The following is a 12,040-nucleotide window of genomic DNA, read 5'->3' as shown; positions in this document are numbered from 1 at the left end:
GTTGTTGCTGGATCATAAGGGCCACCACCTTTTTTTGATACTATGATTATAACAAAAAAAAGCTTGAATTGCAGTCTAATCTGCATTCAAGCTTCTTTTCTAATTATGAGACTTTTTCAGTGGCCTCGATTCCTGCCTTTATTTTTTTATATGGAGGCTATAAAACATGAGACCGGTATATATAAATTTTACGGATGACGAAGGCAACAAGACAAAGACGTATACAGCCTGCAGCCTTAAGACAGGCATGATGGACAACATCTTCGACATTGCGGAGAGGGCGGAAAGTCTCAATACGGACAGCGTTTCCATCGGACAGGCAAAGGATTTCTATAAGGATTTGAAAAGCCTCATCCTGGCCGTATTCAAATATCAGTTTTCCTTCGATGAGCTCAACGAGAACGTGGAGCAGGAAGAGCTGATGAAAGTTTTCCAAGACATCTGCGGGAACATCGGCGGAGAACTTAGAAAAAACTGAGTACGGGGGAGTTGGAGGACGATTCCCCCGCGGGCTATAAAACGACAGTCCTGAATCTGAAACGGACGATATCCCAAAGACTGGGATGGACACTGCACGACATAGATGAGACAGACGTATGCAACCTGTTGGCATTCATCCAGTTCCGACCGGAAGAGGATCCGGATGTTAGGGTTGTGAATGGAAGGGAATACAGAAGGGCAAAGAAGCCGCCTAGCTGGCTGTAAGGAGGTGATCAGATGGCATATGATATCGGACCTGTCATAGGGATTGAAGGGGAAAAGGAATTCAGGGACTCGATCAATAAAATCAATACCAACATGAAGACGCTTGGAACCGAAATGCAGGTCGTCACTTCCCAGTTCGACAAGAATGACAAGAGCACCCAAGCCTTGACAGCAAAGAACCAGGTGCTGAACAAGCAGATTGCTGAGCAGAAGAACAAGCTTGCCGAACTCACAAAGGGGCTTAAAGCATCCTCCGACAAATATGGGGAGAATGACAAGGTAACCCAAGGATGGCGACAGGCTGTGAACAAGGCCACGGCAGACTTGAACAACATGGAAGGTGAACTGAAGAGCAACAACAAAGCATTGGACAATTTCGGGAAAGAGATGGATGACGCATCCAAGAAAAGCGACAAGTTGGACGGTGCAATGGGAAAGCTCGGCAACAGCCTGAAATCCGTGGGAGGCGCAGCTGCGAAGACGGCAGCTGCAGGGGTGGCTGCGTTAGGAGCTGCGGTAGCCGGTGCGGTGGTCGGAATCATCAAGTTCAGCAACGACTCCGCAAAGGCCATGAACTCCTTCCAGGCCCAAACAGGCTACTCCACGGAGCAAATGAAGGAGTTCAAGGAAATAGCCAATGAGGTCTACGCCAACAATTTTGGCGAAAGCATGGAAGACATAGCGGAAAGCATGGCGACCATCAGCCAGACGGCAGGGCTTTCCGGTGAAAAGCTGAAGGATGCGACGGAACAGGCGCTGCTGATGAGGGACACATTCGGTTTCGACGTCAAGGAAAGCATCGACACGGTAAACTCGCTGATGGCCAACTTCGGTCTCACATCCAAGGAAGCCTACAACCTGATTGCCCAAGGAGCCCAGCAAGGTGCCAACAAAAACGGTGATCTGCTGGACATCATGAAGGAGTATGCGCCGAACTTCAAATCTTTGGGATTTGATGCCGATGAATTCACAGACACCCTGATCCAAGGCGCGATGTCCGGGGCGTTCCAAATCGACAAGGTAGGCGATGCCGTCAAGGAGTTTTCAATCCGATCAAAAGACGGAAGCAAGTCCAGCGCTGAAGGATTTGAGCTGCTGGGAATGAACGCGGACAAGATGTTCAGCGCTTTTGCAAAGGGAGGACCTGAAGCGCAGCAGGCGTTCCAGGAGGTGACGGCAAAGCTTTACAGCATGGAGGATCCGCTGGCCAGGAACCAGGCCGGCGTTGCCCTGTTCGGAACCATGTTCGAGGACCTCGAAATCGAGGCCATCGGTGCGTTGTCGGATATTGAGGACTACGCAAAGAAAGATGCCGATGCCTTGGATCAAATCAACAAAATCAAATACAACGATTTGGGTTCTGCGCTGGAAGGGTTGCAAAGGCAGATCATAACTTCATTGGGACCGGTGACTGAAATTGCGACAAACAGCATCGCCGGGATTGTACAAGGAATACGTGACGGAGACTTCGAGCAAGTCAGCACGGCGCTGACCGAAGGAATCAAGGGCATATTGGATGGACTCTTGCCAATGATAGTGACAACGGCCCCAATGGTGATTGAAAGCCTTGTGTCATCCCTTACCACATCGACGACCCAAGTGCTGCCATCCCTCATGGAAGCAATAGTAAAACTGCTGGCGGCCATAGTGCAAGTTATTGTCGATAACGGACCGATGCTGATAACCGCTGGCGTAGAAGCGCTGAAAACGCTGGCGCTTGGCCTTCACCAGGCCTTGCCTACACTTATCATAGCGGCAATCGAGATTGTCATGGCATTCATCATGGCGCTTACCAGCATATGGCCAGAAATCATCCCGTCGGCCATCCAGGCGATTGTCGTATTGGCAGAGGGCCTCCTGCAGGCACTGCCAATTCTCCTGGAAAAGGCTCCGGAAATCATCACGACAATCATCAAGGCCATAACGGACAACCTACCGCTGCTGATAGATGCATCCATACAGATCATTGTGGCGGTGATAGCAGCCATCATCCAGAACCTGCCGTTGCTGCTAAAGGCCGCAGTGCAGATTGTAGTTGCTCTTGCAGGAGGGCTCATTGCAGCCATCCCGACGCTGCTGTCGGTAGTGCCAAAATGGTTGGCTGCCATCCGTGAAGCGATATATGCGATAGATTGGGGAGAGTTGGGAAAGAACATACTCTTTGGCATCAGGGATGGTATTGTGAACGCCGGCTCCGCATTGGGGGAAAGCGTCATCAACTCAGCCAAAAGTGCTTTGAGTGGAGCGAAAAAGTTTCTGCAGATACGCTCCCCGTCCAGAGTGTTCGAGAAACAAGTAGGGGCCCAGATTGGTGCCGGCATGGCGGTAGGCATAACGAACAGCGCAAGACAGGTGCACTCCGCAATGGATGGATTGAACAAGGACTTGAACGCCAACATACAGGTCTCCGGATCCGGAGGATTGCTTGGGAGGTCTCCGGCAGCAGGACAGGCGGGAAATAGACCGATGGACGTAATCCATTCCGGTACCCTAAGGGTGGAAGGCATAAACAATGCAGGTGACCTTACGGGTGTGGTGGACATCATCATGGAGACACTCCGGAGGGAGGTGAGGCGCGGATGACAAAAATAGAAGCGCTGGACGGGACGATTTTAAGCCTGATATGCAAAGAAATTACCCCGGTAAAATATGACGCTACAACCATTAAAACAAAACTCCTGGATGGAAGCTACCATGTACAAACAATCGGAACACCAGCCCGGTATGTGGAGTTTACCGTGCAAGTAAATCCGACGCAAGCAGACTCCATCAATCTGATGCAAAGCCAGGGAGAAACTGTGAAGCTAACTGGATATGATGAAACATTTTACGGAAAAATAGATGAGCCTGCAGCTTGGGAGAGGATAACCATCGGGTACAGCAATAGAAGCAGGGTCGTTTACGAGGCCAGGCTGAAACTCATCATCGATAGTGGGGTGGTGTAGATGCGCACCATCCCCTCGGAGCTCCTGGACCGGGTAGCTAAAAAATGGCAGGTGCCGGCGGATAACGCAGACCCGAAGCTAAAAGTCCTGCTCTCCCGGGGGTTCCTCAACGAGCTTTTCCAGGTTTTCACAATCCAAAACGGCACAGAACTCTCCGACGTGGACGTCACCGTCAAACGCACCGACACCTCAAGCGAGCCGGCGGAAGCCTTCGCCCTGGCCATCAACGACGGGATCGCATCCGTAAAAAGCAAGCCCCTGCCATACGACGACCAGACCCCATGGGTGCACGAGTTCACCGTGGGGGCAGCAACAGCGGTGGCCATCGAGTTTGATGGATACTGGGACCGGGATTACGTGAGCCGGCGCTTCAACTTCGTCACGGAGGAAAACCCGTGGCTTTTCTACGTGCAATCCGGCGACCTCAAGGCGCAGCTCTGGCAGGACACCTCCATCACCCTGGCGACAGGCGTGACGAAGGTGGCAGCCATCCGTGGCTGGCTGCCGGCAAACGGTGACCAGTCGAACGACCAGGGGCTTGTGGTGGCCTACCTCAAGACGGATGGCACCATGTGGTACCGGGCGTACTGCATCCAGTCCGGCGGCAAGCTGTGGGAGGTGGAACGGCAGGTGACGGAGCTGGCCGGGACGTGCGACGACCTTGCGCTGTTCCGCACCAATGATTTCCGGCTGGGCTTCATGGCGCAGGTCGCCGGGGATATTTGGTGGACGCTGACGACACGCAACTATGCGGGCATGAGCGTATGGCCTGAGTTCATCAGCGCGCACATGAGCGGGTTTGCCATGAGCGTGACGCCAATCGGATACCTGAATGCGCAGCTGCCTGACGAGCAGATCACAGCAACAGCAACCGAGATGGTGATTAACGCCTGCCCGGCAAGCTACGACTACAGCCAAATCGAGATTACGGGCACCAGGACCGGCGAGCACACCCTCGCCCTTGAGTGCAACTACCCGCTGCTCAATGCGGCAGGGCAGGAAGCGCTCTTTTCGATTGTGGGCTACACGGTGACAGGCACCGCCTACGGGGACACAAGCCACAAGGTGGTGCTCACCATAGCGGAGAGCCTTTCGGTGGTTGGCGCGTGGGATGTGATTTACACCAAAGCCTACACAGGAATCAAAGTGGAGATTTGCGGAGGATGCACGCCGCACCTGGAAAATTCGACAATCACGGCAACTGGATACCCGCCGGAACACAACGAGCAAATCAGCGCGAACATCGCCACGATGGCTTTTGAGCCGAAACTGGTGAGCTACTTGAGCGCCGACACGGGCGACGAGCATCTAAGCGCCGGCTTCACAAATGCCATGACCATCACAGTCACCAAAGTCGGTGGCGGAGACTTATAAGGAGGGACAAGACTTGGATATAAAATCAAACGTAACAATCCACAACCGGTTCGACGTTGAGCTGCGGGACAGCAGGACCGGCGAGCTGAAACAAACCGCCACGGCCTACAACATTGTGCTCAACCAGATGTACGACCGGCTGTGCGCAGGTAGCGCCTACTTTGCCAACATCGGCATCGGCAGGGGCACCGGCACGCTCGACCCCACCAGGACAACGCTTTTCAACTACTGGGGGTACAAAGCTGCAACGACCGTGGAGACCATCAAGGCAGACCCGGTGTCGAGCTGGAAACGCAAAATCGAGCTGGGGCTCACGGAGTACAACGGTACACCCATCACCGAAGTCGGCATCATGTACGGGACTGGCTCCACCAACTTCGTGACTCACGCATTTTTGGAGGACAGCGAGGGCAATCCTATCAGCATCACCAAAACGGACACGGACATCCTCACAATCTATGCTACGGTGTTCGCCACGGTGGGCATCAGCATCCCGGGGGCAAAACTTGTCGGGATGCCGAACAGCAACAATTTGGTTAACTATATGATGGGCGGTTCGTGGACAAACGGTAGCTTCGAGGCGGGCGCAGCTCCTTACCCGTCTGTAGATGGCATGAGCGGACTGGCGTCCACCCCGGCGCTTGGCTCAGTGGCCACAACGTGGAGCGCTGACACCGCCAACAAAAAGCGGACATCCAGCGTGCCCAGGCTGGGTACCACAGTAGCGAACGGACACATTGCAGAAATCAACCTGTCGGGCTACTTCCGGTTGCCGTTGCCGATTTCCGGGGTGTTTACCGGCCAGCCTTACACGGGTGTTGCGCTTGGTACCGGGGACGGAGTAGAGGATAAGTTTTTGTTGCCGTCCAAGAACGTGGACCAGGGCAGTGTTGTTGTGAAGCTGGACGGAGTGGAAACTACTGCGTTCACAAAAGCGAATGTCTGCAGAACTCAAAACTTTCAGCAAATTACAGGTGTGACACTTGCCGGGGAGGGAACAGCTTGCGCACTGTCTGCCGATGGAACCGTGCTGGCGGTGACTCACAAAGCGGCCCCCGCGATACGCACATTTGATTGGAATGGCTCGGCGTGGATAGCGAGAGCAAACCCTTCAAGTTTACCCGCCACCAATGGTCAAGGGTGTTCCCTGTCTGCGGATGGCACGATACTGGCGGTATCGCAAAGCAGTTCTCCCTATATATCCACATATGATTGGATTGATGGCGCGTGGGTTCGAAGATCAAACCCTGCAAGCCTCCCCGTAAACAGTGGATATTGTTGCAAACTATCCGCTGACGGGAACGTGTTAGCGGTTGGCAGCTATTCTAGCTCCGCAAACGGCATAGCAGTATACGACTGGACGGGCGGTGCATGGGTTAAACGGACTACACCTCCAAGCTTGCCCGCAACCAGTTGTCAAGGCATAACGATTTCTGATGATGGTACGCTTTTAGTTGGGGCAATGTCGGCGTCACCTTATGTAGTATCTTATGATTGGTCTGGAAGCGCCTGGACAAAGAGGGCGAACCCGGACGTGCTTCCTCCTAGCTTTTCCTACGGAGCTGCTCTTTCGTCCAATAAGAATATTTTGGCGATCGCTCACGCTGGCTCTCCGTACATAACTGTGTACGACTGGTCAGGAGGTATTTGGACTAAACGAGCAAATCCAAGCAGTCTGCCTACTTATGAGGCCAACTCGTGCTACTTGACCCCGGACGGGGGCACTATGGCGGTCGGGTTTGGTTCCGGCTCTGCGGTTAATGTATACGACTGGGACGGTGCGACATGGACAAAGCGCGACACGCCGCTGGTCCCCGTGGGGTTAGTTTATGGTTGCGTTATAAGCCCCGACGAGGGGACGCTTATAGTTGCTCACACCGCAGGAACCCGCTTATCAGCCTACGACATCTCACCCCTGCAAACGGAAATCGCCTTCAACACACCCCCGGCGGCGGGCGTGGCTATCACAGCAGACTACACCGTCAACGGCGTCCATAAAACGTCCGATTACGTAATCGATCTGGGCGGTGTGTCCATCCAATTCGGGGAGGTGGTATAGATGATAATCGGTACGGTCAGATGTAAGTGCGGCCAGCTTTTCGGCTTTGAGACAACCTTGGAAACTGTGGCTTGCCCGAAATGCCAGGCCGAATATGTGGCAGTGGAACACGAGGATGTAGCAGAGGAGCCTGTAGTGGCGGAGGAGGAAGAAAATGAGTAGCAGCGTAAACATGTTCAAGGAGCACCCAACCCTTTTCACCGACTACGACTCCGGCGAAATTGCCGCAACCGCCGACTATCTTGAGGCAGCCGTCCAACCGGGCGGCCTCCTGCGGCAAATGCTGGTGTACCCCATGGTGGATTGCAAGATCAAGCTCAATGGATCAGCCAAGGAAATCCACCTCCCTGCAGAGGTATGGACGCCCATCGGCGTGGCGGCGGAGAGCTTCAACATCAAGACGGCATCTGGCACAGGCACCGTACACTGGCAAGGCTGGTACAGATAGGAGGCAAACATGTTTTTATTCCACCTGTCCCCCATCTTCGGGGGCAAAAGAAAAGACCCGCCCCCCTGGAAGGGGCAGGGCAACTATCATGTGATCAGCGCCAGCCTGGGCGGCATGACTTTTGTAACGACGCCCATCAGCTACGCCAGCGCCTACTCGGGTGACGAGCACATCAGCGCCGGGATCACAGGCATGAGCTTTACTGTCTCGGGGGTGTAGCCCATGGAGTTTGCATTTGAGCACACCACCAACCTGGGCCCAGGCATCAACCCTGCAGCCATCCACCTCCCCGACAACTCCATCTACCTCTTTGCGGTGGAGGACGGGCGGCTCCTGGCCAAGAAGTGGGCGCCTGATCCGGGCGACGTCCCGTGGGGCACTCCCGACTTCGACGCCGGCCAGATAGCCACCAGGGATAAATCCCTCTCCCTCTACCGGATGAAGAACGTTCCCCGGGTGGGGATGTTCGGGGCCTGGCACCAGGAAGCGGTGATGGACAGCGACAAACTGATCACCCCTGAGCGCCAGCGCTTCGCGATATGGGACGCACTCAACGACATTTCCAACTACTTGGACGGCGCGGACATCCGGCTGGACCTGGACAACATCGTGGCCAGCGCAAGCCTGACTTTCAAAAATCCCCACCAGTACCTCTCTGGAGAGGACAACACCCGGATGGTGCCGGGCAACAAAATCGAGCTGTTTTTCAGCGCCGGAGACTCGGCCGACTATCCCATGGGCGTGTTTTGCGTGGACCGGGTGGATATGAGCGTGGCGCAGGAGACGGTCACCGTGGATTGCCGGAACATCAGCGGGAAGGTGATGAAGGACCAGAAGGTGGATGGCAGCTACGCCTACCCCAAGGACGTGTACGCCTATGTGGTGGAGGCCTTGCTCACCAACGCCGGCATCACTGACTACCAGGTCCAGGAGCCCGCCGACCCGGGGACAGCCTGGCAGGCTGGCATGACTTTCGACCCGTCCACCGACTATCTCACGGCCCTGACCGACCTGCTGACCATCTCCCTCAACTGGGTGGCCCGGGAAACCATGGGCGGCCAGATCGTAGTGGGTAGCACGGCCACCTACCAGCCCCTAATTGATATGGCCAGCAAATACACCTTCGCCCGGGGCGCCGACCTTATCAGCCGGCAGGTCACCAGGGACGACGCGGACGTCTACAGCAAGGTATGCTACCAGAGCAAGGACACGACGACGGAGGCGACCCTACGGGCTTACACCAACGTGACGCACTTTTATGAATGGGCACTGGCTCCGCACAAGACTCTCTACATCACGGCCCCGGACGACACGGACCTGACGGAGCTGCAGGACCTGGCCGACGACCTGGCCGCCAGGATGGCCTACGCGGGCACGGTGGAGCAGTTCGCCGGCCCCTTCCGGCCCCACCTGCTGCCCGGGGACGAGGCGGAGATTGTGGGCGAGACGGAGACCCGGCTCCTTGGCACCATCACCACGGTGGAGCACCGTATGGGAGCCCAGGGCTTCTATACAAGCTTCACCGTAGACAGCGCAGGGGTGCTGCACAGGCCCCAGCTGAGGGACCTTATCGACAAGGTGGACAAACGGCCACAAACCGGCAAACGACTTTACTAGGAGGACAGCATGGAGTTGGACTATAAATTTTGGATACAAATCCTCGTATACGCAGGGACCTTCGGGGGCTTCTACGGGAGCATGAAAACGGAAATGCGGTGGATGAAGGAAAAACTCGACAAGCACAACAGCTTCCAGGACCGGCTGGTCCGGGTGGAGGAGAGCGGCAAGTCTGCCCACCACCGGCTGGACGACCTGTGCAACGATATGAAGAGGTGATCACATGAGAGTGATATGGACGGCGGAGAAAGACGGGTACAAGTTCGGCGGGCAGGAAAAGATTGACGCCCGCGAGACGGCCATGGAGGCGTTCCGGTCCAAGCTGCACCAGTGGTACCCAGGCCACGAGATCACCGTCAAGGAGAGGGTGGTGCCCGGTGAGGTACGGTAAGCTGATAGTCGCCGGGATGCTGGTATTCCTGGCGGCGTTCACCTTCGGGTGCATGGCGCTATTTTACTACAAGGGCTTGGAGCCCACGACACTGATCCTGTCGGTGTTCGCCTTCTGCGGCGTGGAGGGCGGGCTGATGGCGTGGATTCGCACGGAAAAAGCAAAGAAGACGGAGGGACCATAAATGATTGATTGGAAGCAGAAACTCACAAGCAGGAAGTTTTGGGCGGCGGCCACGGGATTCGTGACGGCCATCCTGGTGATTCTGAAAGTTGACCAGCTGACCATCGAACAGGTGGTGGGGCTGGTGGCAGCCATCGGCACGCTGGTGGCCTACATCGTAGGTGAGGGCCTGGTGGACGCTGCGAGGGTAGGTGGCTCGGATGATACAGTTTGAGCGCTGGCCCACCGATTCCCACCGGATCACATCCCCATATGGGGTGCGGACGCTTAGGGGTGTCCGGCAGTTCCATTCTGGGACGGACATCGGAGGAATGCGGGCGGGCGTTGCCGGCGACAAGCTCTATGCGGTGGCTGACGGGACGGTGATCGTGTCCAAAATCAACGGCGGCGGGGTGCACACGGGCTTTGGGTACTACATCTGCATCCAGCACGACGGCTTCATCGCCCTGTACGCCCACATGAAGGCGTTAGGGCTGCCGGTCGGGACAAAGGTCCGGGCGGGGGATGTGGTGGGCTTCATGGGCAACACGGGCAACTCTACAGCGGTGCATCTGCACTTCCAAGTGTACCAGGGGAGCAAAGTGCATTTTACAAAAGATTCATCTGGCAAAGTGGACGGGGTGGTGAACCCCGAGCCCTACTTGGTGGACATAGACAACAGAAGGGTGGTGATAAAGGTGGTAGATGTGCAGCAGACGAGTGATTGGGCAAAAGAAGCTCAGGCATGGGTACGGCAGACGGGCATCTCGGACGGAGAGCGCCCCAAGGATGCGGTCACCCGGGAGGAGTTGTGGACCATGCTGCAGAGGGCGGCCCAGGTGATAGGGACAAAATAGGGACAAAATAGGGACCGGGCACGGGATGTCCGGTCGGGATAAGCAAGAATTTATGGGAACTGATGGGAATTAGCAGCAAAAAGAAAGCCCTGGGGTTTATGGCCCCGGGGCTTTTTGCTATTATGTATAACTCCATAATTTGTATCCGTTAAAGCTTAATAAGGGATTCATTATATCTAGTTCAATTTTTAAGTTTTTAATGACTTCTTCAAAATTTTCTTCTGTTACTAATCCCTGATCCTGTAAGAAAGCACCTTCTGCGTCAGTGAACTTCGGTGTTGCCCAGTAGAACAACTCATTTTTTAGAGAAATCTTCTCTTTGAAGCAGTCAACTTTAAATGATCCATTGTCAATTATTTTATTTGGGTTATCTTCTTGAAATTTAACAAAAAAAACCAAACTAGGGACAATGCCTAAATCTGCATCATTAACAACTGTCTTGCAAAATATAAGAGTCTTTTTATCCATGCTGTTAACCTCCTGTTGACTTCTAAAAAGATAGTAACAAATTAAGCCTATCACAATGAGTCATCGTAGTCAATCAATGTCCACCCTTTCCATTGGTAAGCCCGGTTCTTGCGCTTACCCTGGGCGGAATATTTTATCTTTGCCAGTCCGTCCCATGCCTGCCTTGGTGTGCCGTCGAACAGGTCTGCGTGTTCTTTGCACCACAGCTTGAGGTTCCTACATTTGTACACCTTCCCGTCCGGCGCCTTGATGGTCCAGCTCTTGGCATGGATGTTTGTCTCGAACGATCCTGTTTTGGGGTGCACAGGTGTAATTTTATGTGCTGCATCCAGGGCATCATCGTAAATCCCCGATGATGCCAAGTCTTTCCTATGCCGTTTCGAACATTCAAGAGAGCAAGTGACCGTCATGTTCGTTTTGGAATCCGGAAACTGCTTGCCGCAAACTATGCAGGTCTTGTAGTTTTGCCGCAGCTCCGCATAGCAAGCGTGCGAGCAAGCTTTTTTGTTGCGGCCGTTGGGCTTGCCGCATATTGGGCAAATCCCCGGCATGCTACAACCCCCTTACGAAATCCCGAATAAACTCGGACACGTTCTTGCCGGCATTCCGCGCAGCCGCATCGAGCTTTTCCTTTTCGGAGGGTGACATCCTGACCCGGATCACCTCCGAAAGGGTCTCCTCGTTCCGGGCAAAGCTATAGAATTTGTATAGGTATTCCGGCATCGGGGATCCTTTTGCCATGCGGGGATGGTATCCCTTGTAGGGCTTCAGGTCCGCTTCAGTAATTCTGCGGAATGGCGTGACGGAAAACATTGCCAGTGTTCCGTCAACCCTTTCGACGATATACTGTGTGGGAATTTGGTCCAGATTCCATGCCCCGTTGATGGTCATGAGCTCACCTTCAGGGACTGGCACCTCCTGCTGTATGGGGAGTGATTTTCCCTTCACCAGTAGCTTGCCGGTGTCTGTTTCGTTCACTTCGTACTTTCCAATTTTATCCATTTTTAGTCCTCC

The 12,040-nt window shown here is 54.5% G+C and carries 17 protein-coding genes; 14 read left to right on the top strand and 3 right to left on the bottom strand.

The genetic code is table 11. The features are described from left to right. Positions 1-166 precede the first annotated feature (166 nt). The 14 genes from gpG to GXN74_RS09660 all read left to right on the top strand — a co-directional run bounded on the left by gpG (position 167) and on the right by GXN74_RS09660 (position 10,558). Positions 167-478, top strand: a complete 312-nt coding sequence (gene gpG / locus GXN74_RS09725) for a phage tail assembly chaperone G (protein ID WP_162370742.1) — start codon at positions 167-169, stop codon at positions 476-478. 392 nt (positions 479-870) lie between these two features. Then, a complete protein-coding gene (locus GXN74_RS09720; RefSeq protein ID WP_162370741.1) occupies positions 871-3,288 on the top strand; it encodes a phage tail tape measure protein in 2,418 nt (805 codons plus the stop codon). Then, positions 3,285-3,650: a hypothetical protein gene (locus GXN74_RS09715; protein ID WP_162370740.1), complete on the top strand. Its 366-nt coding sequence runs from the start codon at positions 3,285-3,287 to the stop codon at positions 3,648-3,650. Before GXN74_RS09720 ends, GXN74_RS09715 begins: the two co-directional genes overlap by 4 nt. Beyond that, positions 3,651-5,024 carry a hypothetical protein gene (locus tag GXN74_RS09710; protein WP_162370739.1) on the top strand — a complete coding sequence of 458 codons (1,374 nt, stop codon included), beginning with the start codon at positions 3,651-3,653 and terminating at the stop codon, positions 5,022-5,024. A gap of 13 nt (positions 5,025-5,037) precedes the next feature. Then, positions 5,038-7,083: a WD40 repeat domain-containing protein gene (locus GXN74_RS09705; protein WP_162370738.1), complete on the top strand. Its 2,046-nt coding sequence runs from the start codon at positions 5,038-5,040 to the stop codon at positions 7,081-7,083. Continuing rightward, on the top strand, positions 7,084-7,245 hold the full coding sequence (locus GXN74_RS09700; protein WP_162370737.1) for a hypothetical protein: 162 nt from the start codon (positions 7,084-7,086) through the stop codon (positions 7,243-7,245). After that, entirely contained in the window at positions 7,238-7,531 is a 294-nt protein-coding gene (locus GXN74_RS09695) for a hypothetical protein (protein WP_162370736.1), read from the top strand. Before GXN74_RS09700 ends, GXN74_RS09695 begins: the two co-directional genes overlap by 8 nt. 9 nt (positions 7,532-7,540) lie before the next feature. Then, positions 7,541-7,750 (top strand): hypothetical protein, encoded by a 210-nt coding sequence (locus GXN74_RS09690; RefSeq protein WP_162370735.1) that lies wholly within the window; start codon positions 7,541-7,543, stop codon positions 7,748-7,750. A gap of 3 nt (positions 7,751-7,753) precedes the next feature. Further along, a complete protein-coding gene (locus GXN74_RS09685; protein ID WP_162370734.1) occupies positions 7,754-9,148 on the top strand; it encodes a hypothetical protein in 1,395 nt (464 codons plus the stop codon). 9 nt (positions 9,149-9,157) lie between these two features. Beyond that, entirely contained in the window at positions 9,158-9,367 is a 210-nt protein-coding gene (locus GXN74_RS09680; RefSeq protein WP_162370733.1) for a hypothetical protein, read from the top strand. A gap of 4 nt (positions 9,368-9,371) precedes the next feature. Then, entirely contained in the window at positions 9,372-9,539 is a 168-nt protein-coding gene (locus GXN74_RS09675; RefSeq protein ID WP_162370732.1) for a hypothetical protein, read from the top strand. Then, positions 9,526-9,723, top strand: a complete 198-nt coding sequence (locus tag GXN74_RS09670; protein ID WP_162370731.1) for a hypothetical protein — start codon at positions 9,526-9,528, stop codon at positions 9,721-9,723. The genes GXN74_RS09675 and GXN74_RS09670 overlap by 14 nt, the downstream gene beginning before the upstream one ends. Then, positions 9,724-9,936 (top strand): hypothetical protein, encoded by a 213-nt coding sequence (locus GXN74_RS09665; protein WP_162370730.1) that lies wholly within the window; start codon positions 9,724-9,726, stop codon positions 9,934-9,936. Then, the gene (locus GXN74_RS09660) at positions 9,923-10,558 is read left to right on the top strand and encodes a M23 family metallopeptidase (RefSeq protein ID WP_162370729.1); all 636 of its coding nucleotides are present in this window, start codon (positions 9,923-9,925) and stop codon (positions 10,556-10,558) included. Before GXN74_RS09665 ends, GXN74_RS09660 begins: the two co-directional genes overlap by 14 nt. Positions 10,559-10,678: 120 nt before the next feature. On the opposite strand, the gene GXN74_RS09655 is transcribed toward GXN74_RS09660, so the two are convergent. The 3 genes from GXN74_RS09655 to GXN74_RS09645 are packed head-to-tail and all read right to left on the bottom strand — an operon-like array spanning position 10,679 to position 12,028. Further along, positions 10,679-11,026, bottom strand: coding sequence for a hypothetical protein (locus GXN74_RS09655; protein ID WP_162370728.1), 348 nt, complete (start codon positions 11,024-11,026; stop codon positions 10,679-10,681). Between the two features lie 50 nt (positions 11,027-11,076). Then, positions 11,077-11,577, bottom strand: a complete 501-nt coding sequence (locus GXN74_RS09650) for a hypothetical protein (protein ID WP_162370727.1) — start codon at positions 11,575-11,577, stop codon at positions 11,077-11,079. A 1-nt stretch (position 11,578) separates the two neighbouring features. After that, a complete protein-coding gene (locus GXN74_RS09645) occupies positions 11,579-12,028 on the bottom strand; it encodes a plasmid mobilization protein (protein WP_162370726.1) in 450 nt (149 codons plus the stop codon). Between the last annotated feature and the right edge of the window lie 12 nt (positions 12,029-12,040).

It is taken from the genome of Anaerotalea alkaliphila, from assembly GCF_010179735.1.
In the GTDB taxonomy this organism is placed as follows: Bacteria; Bacillota; Clostridia; order Lachnospirales; family Vallitaleaceae; genus Anaerotalea; species Anaerotalea alkaliphila.
The sequence above is the reverse complement of the archived record's forward strand: the minus strand, read 5'-3'. Positions and strand labels throughout refer to the sequence as shown.